The organism is Amycolatopsis sp. lyj-90, from assembly GCF_046549035.1.
Lineage (GTDB): Bacteria > Actinomycetota > Actinomycetes > Mycobacteriales > Pseudonocardiaceae > Amycolatopsis.
On sequence record NZ_JAJPWP010000002.1, the window covers coordinates 152,989 to 171,028 of the forward strand.

At 68.3% G+C, this 18,040-nt stretch carries 14 protein-coding genes; 7 read left to right on the forward strand and 7 right to left on the reverse strand.

Translation table 11 applies throughout. From position 1 onward, the window contains the following. Positions 1–7: 7 nt before the first annotated feature. The 6 genes from ACLJPX_RS06510 to polA all read right to left on the reverse strand — a co-directional run bounded on the left by ACLJPX_RS06510 (position 8) and on the right by polA (position 10,464). Positions 8–1,297, reverse strand: coding sequence for an ABC transporter substrate-binding protein (locus tag ACLJPX_RS06510; protein ID WP_410599211.1), 1,290 nt, complete (start codon positions 1,295–1,297; stop codon positions 8–10). Further along, complete coding sequence (locus tag ACLJPX_RS06515; protein WP_410599212.1) at positions 1,294–2,382, reverse strand: hypothetical protein; 1,089 nt, start codon at positions 2,380–2,382, stop codon at positions 1,294–1,296. The genes ACLJPX_RS06510 and ACLJPX_RS06515 overlap by 4 nt, the downstream gene beginning before the upstream one ends. After that, on the reverse strand, positions 2,379–3,800 hold the full coding sequence (locus tag ACLJPX_RS06520; RefSeq protein ID WP_410599213.1) for a VWA domain-containing protein: 1,422 nt from the start codon (positions 3,798–3,800) through the stop codon (positions 2,379–2,381). Before ACLJPX_RS06520 ends, ACLJPX_RS06515 begins: the two co-directional genes overlap by 4 nt. Before the next feature lie 10 nt (positions 3,801–3,810). Further along, complete coding sequence (locus tag ACLJPX_RS06525; protein WP_410599214.1) at positions 3,811–6,054, reverse strand: tetratricopeptide repeat protein; 2,244 nt, start codon at positions 6,052–6,054, stop codon at positions 3,811–3,813. Beyond that, on the reverse strand, positions 6,051–7,655 hold the full coding sequence (locus tag ACLJPX_RS06530) for a trypsin-like peptidase domain-containing protein (protein WP_410599215.1): 1,605 nt from the start codon (positions 7,653–7,655) through the stop codon (positions 6,051–6,053). Before ACLJPX_RS06530 ends, ACLJPX_RS06525 begins: the two co-directional genes overlap by 4 nt. Positions 7,656–7,719: 64 nt before the next feature. Next, positions 7,720–10,464: a DNA polymerase I gene (gene polA, locus ACLJPX_RS06535; protein ID WP_410599216.1), complete on the reverse strand. Its 2,745-nt coding sequence runs from the start codon at positions 10,462–10,464 to the stop codon at positions 7,720–7,722. 62 nt (positions 10,465–10,526) lie between these two features. Here polA and ACLJPX_RS06540 point away from each other — a divergent pair, with 62 nt between their 5' ends. Beyond that, positions 10,527–10,955, forward strand: coding sequence for a PaaI family thioesterase (locus ACLJPX_RS06540; RefSeq protein WP_038511292.1), 429 nt, complete (start codon positions 10,527–10,529; stop codon positions 10,953–10,955). A 12-nt stretch (positions 10,956–10,967) separates the two neighbouring features. Then, on the forward strand, positions 10,968–11,936 hold the full coding sequence (locus ACLJPX_RS06545; protein ID WP_410599217.1) for a LysR family transcriptional regulator: 969 nt from the start codon (positions 10,968–10,970) through the stop codon (positions 11,934–11,936). On the opposite strand, the gene ACLJPX_RS06550 is transcribed toward ACLJPX_RS06545, so the two are convergent. After that, a complete protein-coding gene (locus ACLJPX_RS06550; RefSeq protein ID WP_101608840.1) occupies positions 11,902–12,723 on the reverse strand; it encodes an alpha/beta fold hydrolase in 822 nt (273 codons plus the stop codon). The genes ACLJPX_RS06545 and ACLJPX_RS06550 overlap by 35 nt on opposite strands. Positions 12,724–13,190: 467 nt before the next feature. On the opposite strand from ACLJPX_RS06550, the gene ACLJPX_RS06555 reads away from it, so the two are divergent. The 5 genes from ACLJPX_RS06555 (at position 13,191) to ACLJPX_RS06575 (ending at position 18,025) form a co-directional block, all read left to right on the forward strand. Then, positions 13,191–14,345: a branched-chain amino acid ABC transporter substrate-binding protein gene (locus ACLJPX_RS06555; RefSeq protein ID WP_410599218.1), complete on the forward strand. Its 1,155-nt coding sequence runs from the start codon at positions 13,191–13,193 to the stop codon at positions 14,343–14,345. Between the two features lie 108 nt (positions 14,346–14,453). Further along, complete coding sequence (locus ACLJPX_RS06560) at positions 14,454–15,425, forward strand: branched-chain amino acid ABC transporter permease (RefSeq protein WP_410599219.1); 972 nt, start codon at positions 14,454–14,456, stop codon at positions 15,423–15,425. After that, a complete protein-coding gene (locus tag ACLJPX_RS06565) occupies positions 15,422–16,552 on the forward strand; it encodes a branched-chain amino acid ABC transporter permease (RefSeq protein ID WP_410599220.1) in 1,131 nt (376 codons plus the stop codon). The genes ACLJPX_RS06560 and ACLJPX_RS06565 overlap by 4 nt, the downstream gene beginning before the upstream one ends. Continuing rightward, the gene (locus ACLJPX_RS06570) at positions 16,549–17,322 is read left to right on the forward strand and encodes an ABC transporter ATP-binding protein (protein ID WP_410599221.1); all 774 of its coding nucleotides are present in this window, start codon (positions 16,549–16,551) and stop codon (positions 17,320–17,322) included. Before ACLJPX_RS06565 ends, ACLJPX_RS06570 begins: the two co-directional genes overlap by 4 nt. Further along, positions 17,312–18,025 (forward strand): ABC transporter ATP-binding protein, encoded by a 714-nt coding sequence (locus ACLJPX_RS06575; protein WP_016335497.1) that lies wholly within the window; start codon positions 17,312–17,314, stop codon positions 18,023–18,025. The genes ACLJPX_RS06570 and ACLJPX_RS06575 overlap by 11 nt, the downstream gene beginning before the upstream one ends. The last annotated feature ends 15 nt before the right edge of the window (positions 18,026–18,040 follow it).

Below are 18,040 nucleotides of genomic sequence, written 5' to 3' on the forward strand. Positions count from 1 at the left end.
CACTCCTTTACTGTCCACATTGGATTTTCAACCACTCGCCGGGCTGGATGCTCTTCCGGACGTCGTCGAGCTGTCTCAGCAGGATGTCCAGCCGGTCCCGGTTGCTCAGGTATTCCAGGACGGCGCGGTAGAAGGCGCCGGTCATCGTCGCGGGCATCAGGTCGGAAGCGTCGAAGCACAACGCGGGGGCCGAAGTGAGCGTGTCCGCGACCTTTCTGCGCACCTGGTCGGTGTAGACGTCGAGCCCGAGATTCCGGTTGACCGAGAACGCGCTCGCGTCCGGGATGGACGGCCAGATCCGCTGTGCCTTCTCCGAAGCCAGGTACTCGATCAGTTTCCTGGCCCGCGGGTTGTCCTGGAACATCCCGGCGAGGTCGGCGGTGACCTCGGAGACGTCGCGCCCCGGGAAGGAGAGGAAGTCGAAGTCGGCTCCGGGCCTCGGTGCCGTCCCGTCGGCCCGCTTGGCCTTCTCGTAGCGGCTGATGATGAAGGACGGCTGGTGTTCGAGCACGCAGCCCGGCGGGTCGGCGAACATCGGCTTTCCCGCGTCGCCGAAGTCGGTCAGCAGCGCGGCCGCGGCGCCGCCGCGGATCGCGGCGGACTCGAGCACCGAACCCCAGTCCAGCCAGGCCTGTTTGACCTCGGGAGAGGTCCACTCCAGACTGCCGGACGCCCATTGCCAGTACTTCTCGGGCCCTGCCGAGTGCAGCAGGATGTCTTCGATCCAGTCGGTTCCCGGCCAGCCCGAGGCGGGCGGGGCGCCCATCCCGACACACCACGGCGTGCCGCCCGCGGCCGTCAGCCCGGCGGAGTACGCGCGGAGGCCCTCGAACGTCGTCGGGCGGATCCCGGTCAGCTTGGCCGGGTTGTACCAGATCACGCTCTTGAGATCGGCCTTCACCGCGACCGTGTAGAGGTCCTGGGTGCCGATCTTCTGCAGGGCGACCCATTGCGGGCTGAAGGACCGCGTGACGGTGGCCGAGAGCTCGTCGCCGAGCGGCAGCAGGTCGCCCGACTTCCGGTACTTCGCCAGCACTCCGGCGTTGGGCAGGACGGCCACGTCCGGCGGCGTTCCGCGCTGGACGTCCGAGGCGAGGACCTGGTCGACGGCACGGGTGCCCTGATAGAGGTGGCTGATCCCGGTGTCGGCCGTGAACGCTTCCAGCACCTGCCGGAACGCGTCCTCCTCGGCGTCGGTCCACGACGCGAGCACGACGACCGGCCGGTCGTCGGCGGGCGCCGAGCAGCCGCCCGCGAGCAGCGACAGCGCCATGATCAAGGCCAGCGACCGTTTCACGGGCGGTACCGGTATTCCTCGACGCGGGCGTGCATCCCGAGCAGGATCAGCCCGCCGGCGAGCAGGGTGCCCGCCGGGATCAGGAACTCCCGGCCGCCGGATTCGGCCGCACCGTAGGCGTCGGCCGCCACGGCCCGCGCCCCCGCCGTGGCCACTCGCGTGTTGTCCGTCTCCACGGTGCCGGCTTGTCGTGCCCGCACCCGGAATTCGTCGGCCGTCACGCCGCATCCCTGCTCCTCGTCGCAGTACTCGCCCAGCAGGTCGGCGAGCCGTCGCTGGCCCGCGTCGTCGGCCGCCTGGATCTGCGCGTCCCTGGCGGTGGCGACGCCGTCGAGCCGCTCACCCACCGAATCCAGCCGGTCGCGGCTGACCAGGGTGAATACCAGGGCCACCCCGATCGCGGCGACCAGCACGGTCGCCGCGAGCAGCGGGACGTTGGCCACGCGGCGGAAGCGTTTCTTCAGGTACAGCTGAGTGAGCACCAGCAGCACCAGCAGGGCCAGCACCGGCAGGAGCCACAGCGGGAGCGTCGCGAGGCTCACCCCGGTGGACGACAGTTGCTTGTCCAGGGCCTCACGCTGCCCGGCCTGCAACGATTCCAGCTCGTCCAGGACACCACCGGGGGCGTGCAGCAGCCGCGAGGCGTGCCACAGGTCGACAGCGCCCAGAACGGGAGCGTCCGGCTGACGGAAGTGCACGTCGGCCTGCCCGATGGAGCCCGAGTAGGCCGCGACCTGGCTTTCCACCACCTGCAACGCGTTGCCGCCCGCCGCACCGGCCTGGTTGAACTCCGCGATCCGCGCGAGGCTCTGGCTGGCCAGCGACAGCTGATTCGAGTACTCCTGCCCCGGGCCGGCGAGTTTCGCCTCGCCGGAGGCGAAACTGGTGATCGCGGCGGCGTCGGCGGCCACCAGCGCTGCGCGCGCGGCGGTCACTTCGAGCACCGCCTGCGACGTCCGGTCGCGGACGGTCTCCGCGGTGCTCTGGACACTGTGGAACGCCCACAGCGAGAGCACCAGCACCGCGAGGGTGAGCGCCAGCAGTGCGGTGCGGAGCCGCACCAGCCGCACCCGGGTCGCCGTCACGAATCCGCCCCGTCGAGCGCTCTCCTGCAGCCGACGCAGAAGCTCGCCCAGCCGGGAGACAACTCGTGACAGACGGGACAGGCGACCGGCGGCACGTCGGCGGGTTCGGGCATCGGCCGATCTTCCTGCGCCGAAGCGATTTTCGAAACCCTCGACGGGACGACGAGATGCAGGATGGCGGAAGGTGGCACCTCGTCGCGCACGCGCACGAGGAAGTCCTTTTCGTCGAGGACCTCCAGGACGGCGCGGAGTCTGTCGAGCATGTCCGCGTCGTCCAGCTTGGTGGCCAAGGAGAACGCCTCGCGCCACTCCCGTTCGGCGGTTTCACGGTCGCCTGCCAGATAGGCTTCGGTGCCGGCGCCGAGCGCCTCGCTGAGCGCGTTCTGGTCGGCGTACCGGGAAACGAGCGGGTCGACCTTCGTCGGCGGGATCGGGTCGTGGGTCCACTGCCCCGCGATCGCCAGCGCGTTCTCGTCCCGCGAGACTCCGGGAACGGGCGCCAGTTCCGTCCACGCCAGCTGACGATCCCGCCCGAACCGGGGTTCGAGATCGGGATCGAGATCGAGGATCAACTGGTAGTCCCGTGTCTCGTCGCCCGCGAACGAACCGAGCGAGAGCTCCACCTCGCGGACGGCGGTCTCCTCGCACCGGTCGGTGAGGTCGTACTCGTCCGGGAACACCTGCTTGACCGATCTCAGCCAGCTGTACGGCATGGTGCCGATCCGCAGCCGGACCTCGGGCAGCACCTTCGTCATCGCGCTCTCGACGAGCTGCCGGAAGTCTTCGGCGAGCTTCTCGTCCTCGACGACGGAGTCGATGTTCCCGCGCAGCACCCGGCCGATCTGGGTGAGTTCGGCAGGCTCCCAGCCGTCGCCGATTCCCCTGGCGTCGCAGACGAACCGGCCCTCGCAACTGTTCAGCACGCTCATCAGGTCGGCCCTGGTCTGCGAATCGTTGCGGCCGTCGGTGAGGAGGATCGCGTGCCGGACGGCGTCGGGCACGCCGTCGAAAAGGTCGCGTGCCTTGGCGAGCCAGGCACCCATCGCGGTACCGCCGACGGCCGCGAGGTGCTCGACCGCCGCGCGGGCCTCCGCCCGGGTCTGGTCGGACGCGGCCACCAAGCCGCCCTCGGCCGGGTACAGCATCGTCGCGCGGTCGGTGCCCTGGATGACGGCGAAGCGCACGCCGTCGGGAAAGACGTCGATGGCGGCCGCCGCGGCACGCCGGGCCTCGCCGATCTTGGTGCTGGGAAAGCGCATCGAGCTGGAGCAGTCGATCATCAGGACCTCGGCGGCCGTCCTGGCGACGGGCGCCTCACCGCCGCGCGAGACGACGCGGACGATCGCGGTCATCGACCGGTCCCCCTCGGCCAGGAACTTGTTCTGGTGCACTTCGAGGCCCAGACTCGGTTCCCTCATCGTTCCCCTCTCACACCAGAGTCACCGGTCGCACCGAATTGGCGAGATCGATCAGGACGTCGTGCGGCCCGGCCCCGGGCGCGTGGTGGGCGAGCCGCCGGTACGACTTGTCCAGGAGCGTGCGGGCGCCCCTCTCGGTGGACCGCAGGATCTCGCCGTCGGTGATCCCGTCCTGCCCGGTGAGCACCGCCGCCAGCCCGGTCTCGCGCACGACCGTGACCAGCCTGTCGAAGGCGTCGCCGTCGAGGTCCGAAGCGGACAGCCGGACCACGGCGTCGTCGAGTTCCGCGGACGACGGGAGGTCGCCGGTCCCCGGCATCGGCGAGGACAGCACCCGCACGCCGGCGATCCGCGCGGCCTCGTCGTAGCGCGAGAACTCCGGGACCTGGTCGAGGATTTCGACGGCGGCCGCGCGGTTGCCCCGCAGCAGCCGGACCCGCGCGAGCCCGAACGCCGCGCTGACCTGGGACCGGTCCCGCGCCCACAAGGCGTCGTAGTACCGCTCGGCGGCGGCCGCGCCGTTGAGGTGCTCTTCGCAGAGGCCGAGCGCGAGTTTGGGCGGCTCCTCACCGGGGATGTCCCGGTAGACGGCGTCGAAGTTCTTCTTGGCCTCCGCGAAATCGCCCGCGCCGAGCGCGAGGAGGCCGCGATGCCAGGCCACCCGCCAGTCCTGGGCGGCGCGCTCGCCGAGCAGCCGTTCGGACTCCGCCACCGCCAGCGTGGCCTCCACGGTCGCCCCGAGTTCGAGCCAGGCGCGGCACCGGCGGAACCCGACCTCGACCGAACCGGGCACCTTGTCGAGTTTCTTCAGCAACCGCGCCGCGTCGGGGGCACGGACCGCGCGGAGGAAGTTCGCCTGCGCGTCCTCCGGATCCTCGCGCGGCAGCGGGAGACCGACGGCGATCTCGGCGGCGCTCGGCCGGTCCCCGAGCGAGACGGGTGTCCCCCGCGTCCAATGCTCCAGCGGCGGTGCCTGGCCAAGTCCCGCGTCGAGCAGCACCGATCCTTCGGTGAACAGTGTCGACCCTGCGGGCCGGGATCGCCTGTCCCGCAAGGAAAGGATTTCGCCGAGTACGCCGTCGAGCTGGACCAGCATCTCGTGCGCGGTCGCGAACCGCCGCTCGAACGGAGCGGTCGCGCGGTCGAGGACGCGGCCGAACGATTCGATGCCGAACCGGACGCCGCGTACGTCGGGGGTGACGGACCAGCCGTCGCTGGCCTGGAAGAGTTCCCGCAGCGTCACGCCGACGGTGTGGATGTCGGACCGGACGGTGAGACCGTGCTTCTTCAGTTCTTCCCGGGGCACCTGATAGTGCTCGGTTCCGACGACCGGGCTCTCGTCGTCGGTGATCTTCCTGATCGCGCCGAAATCGATGAGCTTGATCCGCTTCTCGCCGTGGATCACGTTGTCCGGCTTCATGTCGCAGTACAGCAGGCCTTCGCCGTGCAGGTACCCGAGCGCGGTCAGGATCTCCCTTCCGTACGCCACGACGTGTTCGACCAGCAGCCGTCCCTCGCTGGAATCCAGCCCGGCCCGGCCGCGGTTCTTGATCTCCCGCAGGGAAAGACCGTCGATGAACTCCATGACGATGTAGCGGGCACTGTCGTGCTCGACCACGTTCAGGATCCGGACGACGTTCGGATGTTCGAGCGCGATGAGCACCTGGCTCTCGTTCTCCGCGAGCTTGTCGGCGGCGGTGTCGTTCGCGTTGATCAGGCCCTTGAGCGCGACGTGCCTGCCGTCGAGACCGGAATCCGTTGCCAGGTAGACGAAACCCATGCCGCCGCGGGCGACACAGCCGAGTACGTGATAGCGGCCGTCGACCACGTCGCCCGCCGCGAGCTTCGGCGAGAACGAGAAGGGCGTCCCGCAGACCGGGCAGAAGCCCTCGACCGGCGCGGTCCTGCCGCCGATCGAGCGGCCGACCGGGGTGCGGGAGCAAGCGTGCTTGCCGCAGAACCGTTCCTCCTCCGGGACGTGCGGCACGGTCAGCAGACGGCTCGCGACGTCGGGGAGTTCGACGATCGGCAGCGGGACCCGGTCGTCCGCGGTCGCGTGGCCCGCCATCTGCTGGGAGCGGGTGACCATCGTGGTGGTGGTCCTGGCCGGGATCTCGCCGGGGCCCAGGATCACCAGGGTCGGTTTGTCCGGCCGCGCGGGTTCTTCCGGCGCTCCGGGCGCCAGCCCGCAGTACTCGCAGAAGCCGGTCTTGGCGAGCTTGCCCGCGCAACCGTCCTGTTCGCAGGCCGTCATCCGTCGATCCGTTTCCGTACGGTGTCCGCGTACCGCTCGACGGCGGCCGCCGCGGCCCCGAGGTCGCACGGTCCTTCGAAGAGCCTCCGCCAGGCGGGAGCGTAGGCGGCGTCCAGTTCGACGTCCTCGACGAGCCCGCTGTTACGGGCCATCTCGCCGTACGCGTCGAGCCGCGCACGGAGTTCCGCGCGCCGGGCGAGGTTCTCGTCGAGGAGACGGCGGAGGTCGCGGGCCCGTTCCCCGGCCCTGGCCACGGTCCGCTCGCAGGCGGGCAGATGTCGTTTCACCCATTCGGGTTCTCCGTCCCGCTCCGCCGAACGCAGTTGGGTCAACGCGCCTTTCAGCCGTCGCACCCTGGCCGGGGCCTCCGGCGCGTCCAAGAACCGGGGTGCGTCGCTCAGGTTGTCCTTCTCCAACCGCGCGAGTTCGTCCAGCCGGGTCTCCAGCGAAGCGAGGCGGCCCTCGATGTCGTCCTCGCCGGAGGGCAGGACATCGGTGCTCGACCGGACCACGCTCACCCCCGGCGAGCTCTCCTTCCGGAAGGCCAGCGCGAGCCGCAGGCCGAGTTCGTGCGCGCGCTGGGCCAGTGGCAGGAGCACCTCGCCGACGAGTCTGTCGGGTTCGGCCGACTCGTCGATCCCGTAGACGACGACGGTCCGGCCGGTCCCGTGACGGCAGGCGGGCGAGTCCGCGGCGACGTCCAGGCGTTCGGAGATGCGGCGGCGGACCTCGTCGGCGGTCTTGCCGACCGCGTCGACGGCGAGGACGACACTGCCCACCGGCGGCACCGTCGGCCCGGACGCGCTCCGCCCCGCGCCGTGTTCGCGGTCGGCGAGGAAGATCGCGCGGCGCAACGAGCCCGCGACGGCGGAATCGTCCGCGCCCATGATGATCACCCGGACGTCCGACCGGCCGTGCCCGCCGAGCCAGCTGGCGAATTCGCGGGCGAAGAGCACGTCGATCACCGGCGGTTCGGGATAGTGGACGAAACTCGGGTCGATCGCCGGGCTGCCCTCGGCCCAGCGGCGCAGTTCCGGCAGGTAGCCGAGCATGGTCTCGACCGGGATCATCCAGGAGACCTTGGCGGCCTCGGTCGCGTACCGGGTCGCGACCATGCCGACGACGTGCCCGGTCCGGTCGGCGATCACCGCGGAACCGCTGAACCCGTGGGTGATCGGCTCGGCGTCGGGGGTCCGGTGCAACTGGACGCGCTCGAGACCGTGCCCGCCGTCGCCGACGACGGTCGCCAGCGACCACATGCCGTCCGAACCGGACGGGAAGCCGTACGCGCGTACGCGCTGATTGTCTTCGAGAGCCGTCCGGTGGAGCGGGGCGCCGGTGATCTGTTCCTCGGGGTGCCGCAGGCGGAGCAGCGCGACGTCCCCGCCGTCGTCGCCGATGGGGTCCGCCCGCGCGACGATCGTGGCGATTCCGGGCTCCACCCCGGGAAGCGCCACGAAATCCACCGTGACGTCGTCGTGGCCTTCGATCACGTGAGCGCAGGTGAGGAGATGCTCATGGTCGAGCATGGTCCCGGCGCCCAGGATCCGCCCACGATGATCGCGCAGCCGCACCCGCCAGCGTCTGCGCTCGGAAGTCACCCGGGAGACCCTACCGATCGTGAGTGGTAATGACGGTTCTCACCGTCATTACCACTCACGAGGCCTAATGCGCGGCGTCGTTCCAGGACCGCCCGTACCCGACCGAGACCTCAAGCGGGACGGCCAGTTCATACGCCGAGCCCATTCCCTGGCGCACCAACGCTTCCAGCTGCTCGCGCTCGCCTTCGGCGACCTCGAGGACGAGTTCGTCGTGGACCTGCAGCAAGACCCGGCTTTTCAGCTTCGCCTCGGTCAGCGCCTTGTGGACGTTGAGCATGGCGACCTTGATGATGTCGGCCGCGCTGCCCTGGATGGGGGCGTTGAGCGCCATCCGCTCGGCCATTTCACGGCGCTGGCGGTTGTCGCTGTTGAGATCCGGCAGATACCGGCGGCGGCCGAAGATCGTTTCGGTGTAACCGACCTTCGCCGCGTCGCCCACGACGGAATGGAGGTAATCGCGCACGCCGCCGAAACGGGAGAAATACGCTTCCATCTGTTCTTTGGCGTCTTCGGTCGAAATCCGCAGCTGCTGCGAAAGCCCGTACGCCGAAAGCCCGTACGCCAGGCCGTACGACATCGCCTTGACCCGGAACCGCAGTTCCGGCGTGATCTCCTCCGGCGGGAGCGAGAACGCGCGCGACGCCACGAACGTGTGCAGGTCCTCGCCGCTGTTGAAGGCCTGGATCAGCCCTTCGTCGCGCGAGAGGTGCGCCATGATCCGCATTTCGATCTGGCTGTAGTCCGCCGTCATCAGCTCGGCGTACCCGTCCCCGACGACGAACGCGTCGCGGATGCGGCGGCCTTCCTCGGTGCGGATCGGGATGTTCTGCAGGTTCGGGTCGACCGACGAGAGCCGCCCGGTGGCCGCGATCGTCTGCAGCAGCGTGGTGTGGATGCGGCCGTCGTCGGCGACCGCCTTGATCAGGCCCTCGACCGTGGTGCGTAGCCGGGTCGCGTCCCGGTGCTCCAGCAGGTGCTGCAGGAACGGGTGCTCGGTCTTCTCGAAGAGGCTCTGCAGCGCCTCGGCGTCGGTGGTGTACCCGGTCTTGGTGCGCTTGGTCTTCGGCATGCCGAGTTCGTCGAACAGGATCACCTGCAGCTGCTTCGGCGAACCGAGGTTGACCTGCTTGCCGATGACCGCGTACGCCTCGTCCGCGGCCTGCGTGACGCGGTTGAGGTAGTGGGATTCCAGGTTCGTCAGGTGCTCGATGTCGACCGCGATCCCCGCGGCTTCGAGTCCGGTGATGACCTGCAGCAGCGGCAGCTCCAGCTCGGCGAGCAGCTGCGCGCCGCCGAGTTCCTCGAGCTCCTTGGTCAGCGCGCCCGCCAGTTCGGCGACCGCGCGGGCCTTGACCAGCTCGGCCTGGATCTCCTTCAGCTCCAGGTCCTCGGCGCCACCTCCGTCGAGCAGGGAGAGCTGCCCGTCGCCGGTGTCGGCCTCGGAACGCAGCTCGCGGTGCAGGTACCGCAGGGCCAGGTCGTCGAGCTCGAAGGTGCGCTGGCCCGGCCGGACCAGGTACGCCGCGAGCGCGGTGTCCATGACGAGCCCGGCGAACGCCCAGCCGCGCGCGCCGACGGCGTGCAGCGGGACCTTGAGCTCGTGGCCGATCTTCTGGATCTTCTCGTCGGCGAGCCAGGCGGTGAGCGCCTTGTCGTCCTCGGCGTCCATCTCGGTGACGTCGACATACGCGCCTTCGCCGTCCGGCGCCGCGAAGCTGATGGCCCTCAGGTCCGAGCGGACCGAGGCACCGGTGGTGCGGAATGCCACGCCGACCGGCTCGTCCTGCCCGGTGTGCGCGGAAAGCCAGCCCGCGAGCGCGCCCGGGGCGAGCTTCGCGCCGCTGACCTCGAAGCCTTCTTCGGCCTCGGGCTCGGCGCTCTGCAGGGTGGCGAAGAGACGGTCGCGCAGGACGCGGAACTCGAGCTCGTCGAACAGCGCGTGGACGGCTTCGCGATCCCAGGGGCGCAGCTCGAGACCTGTCGGGCCGAGCTCCAGCTCGACGTCGCGGATCAGTTCGGTGAGCTGGCGGTTCAGCATCACGGCGCCGAGGTGCTCGCGCAGCGCGTCGCCGACCTTGCCCTTGACCTCGTCGACCCGGTCGATCAGCTCGTTGAAGGAGCCGAACTGCCTGATCCACTTCGCGGCCGTCTTCTCGCCGACGCCGGGGATGCTGGGCAGGTTGTCCGAGGGGTCGCCACGCAGCGCGGCGAAATCCGGGTACTGGGCCGGGGTGAGGCCGTACTTCTCCTCGACCGCCTCCGGGGTGAACCGGGTCATCTCCGACACGCCGCGCTTCGGGTACAGCACGGTGACCTGGTCGGTCACCAGCTGGAGCGCGTCACGGTCGCCCGTACAGATGAGGACGTCGAAGCCTTCGGCGGTCGCCTGTGTCGTGAGCGTGGCGATGATGTCGTCGGCTTCGTAGTTCTCCTTGGTCAGCGCGGGGATGCCGAGGACCTTGAGCACGTCCTCGACCAGCCCGACCTGGCCCTTGAACTCGTCCGGGGTGGCGCTGCGGTTGGCCTTGTACTCCTTGAACGTCTCCGAGCGGAACGTCTTGCGGGAAAGGTCGAACGCCACCGCGAGGTGGGTCGGCGCTTCGTCGCGCAGCAGGTTGATGAGCATCGAGGTGAACCCGAACACCGCGTTCGTCGTCTGCCCGGTCTTCGTCTTGAAGTTCTCCGCGGGCAGCGCGAAGAACGCGCGATACGCCATCGAATGGCCGTCGATCAGCAGCAGCTTGGGCCGCTCGGCCTGTGCGGTGGCAGGTGTGGCGTTGGCAACGGTCGTGTTCTCACTCGGGCTCACGGGAGCGAGTCTAGGGTGAGGGTCTGACAGTCCTACCTGTCGTGTCGTTTAAGGAGCTCTGCGTGACCGAACAAGCCCTCGAATCCTTCGCCGGGATCGACCCGGCCTTCGCCGGCCAGCAGCTCAACGACAAGCTCGGGCTCGAGATCAGCGAATTCGGTCCCGAACGTGTCGTGGGCAGCATCCCGGTAGAGGGCAACCTCCAGCCTTACGGCCTCCTCCACGGCGGGGCCAACGCCGTCGTCGCCGAAGCGCTCGGCTCGATGGTCTGCGCGCTCAACGCCGGCACCGACAAGGCGACGATGGGGCTCGAACTCTCGTGCACCCACCACCGGGCGGTCCGTTCGGGGCGGGTGACCGGCGTCGCGACCCCGGTGCACGTCGGACGCGGGACCGTCACCGCCGAGATCGTGCTGACCGACGACCAGGGGCGCCGCTCCTGCACGGCGCGGCTGACCTGCGTGGTGCGGGAACGCCCGCCGGGCGCCTGAGCGCGCATCCCCGTGGATCTCGACACGGCTCAGGTGCGCGCGTTCGTCGCGACCGCGGACCACGGCCATTTCGGTCGCGCGGCAGAATCCCTGTTCCTCACCCAGCAGGCACTGTCGAAACGGATCCGGAAGCTCGAGGACGCCCTGTCGGTCCCGCTCTTCCGGCGCACCAACCGGTCCGTCGAGCTGACCTCCGACGGCGACCGTTTCCTTCCGCACGCGCGCGAGCTGATCCGCGCGGCGGACGCCGCCGTCGCCGCGATGGGCCTGCAGGATCGCCCACCGCGCCTCGACGTCATCGACCCGCGCCTCTCGCCGATGTACATGCTGCGGCGCATCGCCCAGCGCGACCCCGCGCTCGCCGTCGAACGGATCGCCGGGCGCGGACTGGCCAACGCCCTCGACCCGCTGGTCCGAGGCGAGATCGACCTCGCGTTCGGCCGCGTCGCGGACCTCGGCCGCGAAGTGCCCGCGGAACTCGAACACCGGCTCCTCCGGCTAGAGCCGCTGGTCGCCCTTCTCGCCCCGGAACATCCGCTGGCCGGCAACGAAGTGCTGAAACTGTCCGATCTCCGAAGCGAAGGCATCTGGATCCCGCAATTGGGCGGCCCGGTCGAATGGCTTTCCTATTTGCAACGCCTATGCAAAGAATTCGACGTCCCGATCGACGACTCCGGAGTCAGCTACGACCTCCGGCACACCCTGGAACAGACCCGCTACGGAAAGCAGCGGGTCACCCTCGCCGGCGCCGACATGGACCTCGCCTCCGACCTCAATCTGGCGGTCCTGCCCTTCGAGCCGTCGCCACTGTTCCCCTGGTCGGTGGTGTGGCGGCGGGGCGAAGGCCCGGCCCTGCGGCGCCTGCTGGCGCTCGCGGGCCGGACCAGCCACGAAGAGGGGTGGTGCGCCTACGATCCCGAGCGGTCGTGGCTGCCCGACGACGACCTCAGACAGCTAGGTGCCGGGCGAACCAGCGCGTGAGCTCGGCATCGACCAGCTTCGCGTGTTCCGTCTGCGGAGCGGGTTCGAGCCCCGGAGCCTCGGCGAATTCGTGCGCCATCCCCGGGATGGTGACGAGTTCGGATCGCTGCTCCCCCAGCACCTTGTGCAGTGCTTCGGCCGGTTCCGTGATCGAGACGTCGTCCTCCCCGCCGATGACGAGCAGCACCGGCGCGGTCAGTTCCCCGGCCCGGCGCACGTAGTCGTACTCGTTCGCGACCGCGCGGGACCGGTCCGACCAGGGGTAGGTGACGTCGTAGACCCGCTCGTTCGCGGCGATCACCGGCGCCAGCTGGGTCACCGGGTTCACCAGGGCGGCCGCCGCCACTTCGATCTCGGTGTGGGTCAGCATCTGCAGCGCGACCCCGCCGCCCTGCGAACCGCCGACCAGCCCGACCGGACCGTCCTCAATGGACAACCGTGAGCGCAGTTCCGCCACCGCGGCGGGAAACTCCGCCTCGACCTGCTTCGTGAGCGGCTCGACGACGTTGAGCACGTTGTCCTCGCTCGCGAGGCGGAAGAAGCCCTCGAAACCGCCTTCCGGGAACCGTTTCCCGGTCAGCGGCAACCCGAGGTGCACCCGCCACGCGTGCAGTTCCCGCATCGGCAGCGCCGCCGCCATGGCCGCCTCGCTGAACGGCGCGCCCAGCAGATGCCAGGTGAGCACCAGCGGCGCCGGGCGCTCCTTGTCCGACGGCGGCAGTGCCACGAACGGGACCCCCGCCGCCACGCCTTCGATCGCCCCGTCCAGTTCGATGCTCATCGTCATGCTCCCAGGTCCTCTCGGTCTTTTCCGGCTCTGGGAACAGCTAACCGCGAGGTCAGGGTGCTGATCCAACAGCCGTTCCGGCCTCGATGACAACCATCGGTTGTCATGGCGGAAGAGAAGGGAGGGCACGGTTGACGCCCTTTGGGGCAGCATTGCTACGACGAACGGACGCTCTCGGCGACGGAAAGGGCGCAAGATACGCGCCCGAAACATGATCATTACCCACAAGCATGATCGAGGTGGTAGCGGTGAATCCCCAGCGTGACCAGCGGAGACTCGCCAACCGGCAACATTCGCCTTTTCGTGCAATTCGTTCTGGTTTCGACCGTCACGATGTGGACACAGAGTGATGGGCGTCTGGGCAGATCATGGCGGAGGGGGATATCTTCCGTCCCTAACCTAGCCCCTGTGTCGGGGGCAACGCCTACCGGCGGCTGGTTGGTCATGGGAGGTAGTCGGTGTCAGGAGTGCGTTTTGGACGGGTTTTCGCCGTCGCGGCGGCTGCGTCGCTTGCGCTGGCAGGCTGCGCTGGCGGCAGCAGCTCGTCCGGCAGCGGTGACAGCAGCACGCTGAAGATCGGGTTCATGGGTGACCTCACCGGTGAGAACTCCGGGATCGTGATCCCGCCCCGCAACGGCGCGAAGCTCGCTATCGACGAGTACAACAAGACGAATCCGGCTACCAAGCTGGAACTGAAGGAGTACGACAGCCAGGGCAAGCCCGAGCAGGCGACGTCGCTGATCGCGACCGCCGTCGGCCAGGACAAGATCACCGCGCTGATCGGCCCGGCCTTCTCCGGTGAGTCGAAGGCCATCGGCGGTCAGCTGGAGCAGAACAAGATCCCGAGCGTCTCGCCGTCGGCCACCAACGCGGGCCTTTCCGCGAACGGCTGGAAGTACTGGCACCGTGTCGTCGCGAGCGACGCCAGCCAGGGCCCGGCCATCGCCAACTTCCTCATCACGGCGAAGTCGCCCAAGAAGGCGTACATCATCTCGGACGACCAGGAATACAGTGTCGGCCTGGCTGACAACTTCGAGAAGACGTTGAAGGAAAAGAACGTCCCGAGCGAGCGCGACAAGTTCGCCAAGGACGCGTCGGACTACTCCTCGACCGTGCAGAAGGTCAAGGCCGCGAACCCGGACATCATCCTCTTCGGTGGCTACTACGCCCAGGGTGGCCGTCTGCTCAAGCAGCTGCGTGACAGCCAGGTGACCGCCACCTTCGCCACCGGTGACGGTTCGCTCGACGCCCAGCTGATCAGCGGTGCGGGTGCCGCGGCCGCCGAGAAGGCCGTCGTCGGCTGCCCGTGCAACATCCCGGACGCCGGCTCCACCGACGAGTTCAGCACCAAGTACAAGGCGGCGTTCAACGTCGACCCGGCGATCTACTCGAGCGAGGGCTACGACGCCGCGACCGCCATCATCAACGCGGTCAAGGCGGGCAACACGACCTCGGAGAAGATCAACGAGGCCCTCAAGACGATCGACTTCAAGGGTGCCTCGAAGCAGATCAAGTTCAAGGAGAACGGCGAACCGTCCACGGACGCGATCAACGTCTACCAGGTCACCGGTGGTGTCCTCAAGAACCTCGGTGTCTCGACCGAAGCCAAGCTCAACGGCTGACGGAGCAGATAGGAACACGTAACGGAAGCGGGGGCGCTGTGCGACAGCACCCCCGCTTCCCGCAAATGTGGCGAAAGAATCCGCCCCGTCCCGTAAGGCATCCACGTCATGCTTCAAGATCTGCAAGCCCAGTTCCTCGGTAGTACCATCGGCGGACTGGTCGCCGGAAGCATCTACGCCCTCATCGCCCTCGGCTACACAATGGTCTACGGCGTGCTCCGGCTCATCAACTTCGCACATTCCGAAATCTTCATGATCGGGACGGTCACGTCCCTGTTCATCCTGATCACCATCGCGGGCGGCACCGCCCCGATCACGCTCGGCGTGTTCGGGATGATCGCCGTCCTGCTGCTGATCATCATCGCTTCGGCCGCCGTGTCCGGCGGTGCGGCGGTCCTGCTGGAGCAAGTGGCCTATCGGCCGCTCCGCAAGAAGGGCGCGACCCGCCTGGCCGCCCTGATCTCCGCCATCGGCGCCTCGCTGTTCCTGCAGGAACTGTTCGGCCTCGAGATCATCGAATGGATCACGGACAAGTCCGGGCGTGTGCAACAGAACGCGCCGCGGTTCATCCCGCACGACCCGCTGTTCCACATCGGCAACGGCGTCGTGCGCACCGACCACGTCTTCGTCGTCGTCGGTGCCGTCATCATGATGGTCGTGCTCGACCAGCTGGTCAGCCGCACCCGCATCGGCCGCGGTATCCGTGCCACCGCACAGGATCCCGAAGCCGCCGTGCTGATGGGTGTCAGCATCGACAAGATCGTCCGGCTCACCTTCCTGCTCGGTGGCGCCATGGCCGGTGTCGCCGCGGCGCTGTACGTCATGGAGTACGAGAACACCGATTACCGCATCGGCTTCCTCCTCGGCATCAAGGCGTTCACCGCGGCCGTGCTGGGAGGTATCGGAAACCTGCGCGGCGCTCTGCTCGGTGGCATCGTCCTGGGGCTGGTGGAGAACTGGAGTTCCATCTTCTTCGGTTCAGCATGGAAGGACGTCACCGCCTTCGTGGTACTGGTGCTGGTCCTGATGTTCCGACCCACCGGCATCCTCGGTGAATCGCTACAGCGGGCACGCGCATGAAGGGCAACGAAGAAGTGTCTACAGAAAACGGAAAGCCCGCGCGCTCCGGGTTTCACCCCGTCGACGGTCTTCGGGACTGGTGGGCCCGCGCTCCGCATTGGCAGCGTTATGGCGTCTACATAGCCCTGATCATCGGCGCGCTGATCCTGCCCGCGCCGGCGATCGGCTCGTTCATGTCGCCGGACTCGGACTGGACGACCGTCCTGATCTTCCCGGTCGGGGTTTACATCCTGCTGGCGATCGGCCTGAACATCGTGGTCGGCCATGCGGGCATGCTCGACCTCGGGTTCGTCGCGTTCTTCGCGATCGGCGCCTACACCCTCGCCGTGATGGGCACCAAATACGGCTGGAGTTTCTGGGGATGCCTCGTGCTCGGCATCTTCCTGGCGGCGATGTCGGGGGTAATCCTCGGTGCTCCGACACTCCGGTTGCGCGGTGACTATCTGGCCATCGTGACCCTCGGTTTCGGTGAGATCGTCCGGATCACCGCGACGAACACCGACAGCATCGGCGGCGCCCGCGGTATCACCAACATCCCGCACCCGGACCCGATGTTCGGCACGGAGTTCCTGCTCGACCCGGCGCCGTACTACTACCTGATCCTGGCGGCGATCGTGGTCGCGATCGTCTTCTCGGTCCGGCTGCACCGCAGCCGCGTCGGCCGCGCGTGGGCCGCGATCCGCGAGGACGAGGACGCCGCCGAACTGATGGGCGTCCCGACGTTCAAGTTCAAGCTGCTGGCGTTCGCCATCGGCGCCATGCTCGGCGGGATGGCCGGTGTGGTCTACGCCAGCAAGGCCGTCTTCATCGAACCGAACAACTTCCCGTTCATCCTGTCGGCGACCATCCTCGCGGCGGTCGTGCTGGGTGGCGCGGGAAACCTGCCCGGCGTGATCCTCGGGGCCTTCCTGGTCGCGTGGCTCCCGGAGCGGTTCCGGTTCCTGTCCGAGTACCGCATCCTGATCTTCGGTGGCGTGCTCGTGCTGATGATGGCGCTGCGGCCGGAGGGTCTGCTGCCTTCGCGGCAGCGCAAGGCGGAACTACATGAAGGAACGGGCGGGATGGGTGCCATGGGCGCCGAAGTCGCGGGTCCGGATTCCGAGGCTTCGTCGGAGGTGACGAAATGAGCGCACTGCTCGAGTTCGACAACGTGACGATGCGCTTCGGCGGCGTCACGGCCCTGAAGGAAGTCAACCTCACCGTCAACCAGGGTGAGATCTTCGCCCTGATCGGCCCGAACGGCGCGGGGAAGACCACCGTGTTCAACGTGGTCACCGGCGTCTACCGGCCGACCGAAGGCCAGATCCGTTTCGGCGGTTCGCAGGTCGACGGGATGAAGCGGTTCAAGATCAACCAGGCCGGAATCGCCCGCACGTTCCAGAACATCCGGCTGTTCCACAACATGTCGGCGCTCGAGAACGTGATGGTCGGTGCGGACTCGCACCACAAGACCGGCGCGATTTCGGCGACGCTGGGTCTTCCCGTGCACCGCAGGGAAGAGAAGCGCGGCCGGGAACTGGCGAGGGAACTGCTGGACTTCGTCGGCATCGGACGGGTCGAGCACAACACCGCGAAGAACCTCTCCTACGGCGACCAGCGCCGTCTGGAGATCGCGCGTGCGCTCGCGACCGATCCGAAGCTGCTGCTGCTCGACGAGCCCGCCGCCGGCATGAACCCGGCGGAGAAGAACTCGTTGCAGCAGTTGATCCGCAAGATCCGCGATGACGGCCGGACCGTGCTGCTCATCGAGCACGACATGGGCCTGGTCATGCAGATCGCCGACCGGCTGGCCGTGCTCGACTTCGGCCAGAAGATCGCAGAAGGGCTCCCCCACGAGGTGCAGAACAACCAAAAGGTGATCGAGGCTTACCTGGGGGTGGCGGAAGATGCTTCTTGAGGTTCAGGACATCAACGTCCACTACGGGAAGATCGCCGCGCTCAAGGGAATGAGCATCGAGGTCGGCGAGGGCGAGATCGTTTCGCTCATCGGGGCCAACGGCGCGGGCAAGACCACGACGCTGAAGACGATCTCGGGCCTGCGTCCGCTGACCAGCGGCCGGATCCTCTTCGACGGCAAGGACATCTCGAAGACCCCCGGGCACAAGCGGGTCGAGCTCGGGATCGGCCAGTCACCGGAAGGCCGGGGCGTGTTCCCCGGGATGACGGTGCAGGAGAACCTCCTGATGGGTGCGTACACCCGGAAGGACGACCTGAAGGCCGACCTCGACGAGGTCTACGAGCTGTTCCCGCGGCTGAACGAACGCAAGACCCAGTTCGGCGGCACGATGTCCGGTGGCGAGCAGCAGATGATCGCCATCGGCCGCGCGCTGATGACCAAACCCAAGGTGCTGCTGCTCGACGAGCCGTCCATGGGCCTGGCGCCGATGCTGATCGCGCAGATCTTCGACATCATCCGCGAGATCAACAAGCGCGGGACCACGGTCCTGCTGGTGGAGCAGAACGCGCAGCAGGCGCTGAAGCTCTCCGACCGCGCGTACGTGCTGGAGACCGGTGAAGTGGTCAAGAGCGCCCGCGGTGCCGAGCTGCTGGACGACCCGCAGGTGCGGGCCGCCTACCTCGGTGGCGACCTCGGCGTCTGACGCCTTTCGGGAAGG

Bases quoted from the DNA above. Each gene is read 5' to 3' on its own strand.
- ACLJPX_RS06570 (WP_410599221.1), top strand. From the start codon at position 16,549: ATGAGCGCACTGCTCGAGTTCGACAACGTGACGATGCGCTTCGGCGGC.
- ACLJPX_RS06550 (WP_101608840.1), bottom strand. From the start codon at position 12,723: ATGACGATGAGCATCGAACTGGACGGGGCGATCGAAGGCGTGGCGGCG.
- ACLJPX_RS06525 (WP_410599214.1), bottom strand. From the start codon at position 6,054: ATGACGGCCTGCGAACAGGACGGTTGCGCGGGCAAGCTCGCCAAGACC.
- ACLJPX_RS06575 (WP_016335497.1), top strand. From the start codon at position 17,312: ATGCTTCTTGAGGTTCAGGACATCAACGTCCACTACGGGAAGATCGCC.
- ACLJPX_RS06520 (WP_410599213.1), bottom strand. From the start codon at position 3,800: ATGAGGGAACCGAGTCTGGGCCTCGAAGTGCACCAGAACAAGTTCCTG.
- ACLJPX_RS06560 (WP_410599219.1), top strand. From the start codon at position 14,454: ATGCTTCAAGATCTGCAAGCCCAGTTCCTCGGTAGTACCATCGGCGGA.
- ACLJPX_RS06565 (WP_410599220.1), top strand. From the start codon at position 15,422: ATGAAGGGCAACGAAGAAGTGTCTACAGAAAACGGAAAGCCCGCGCGC.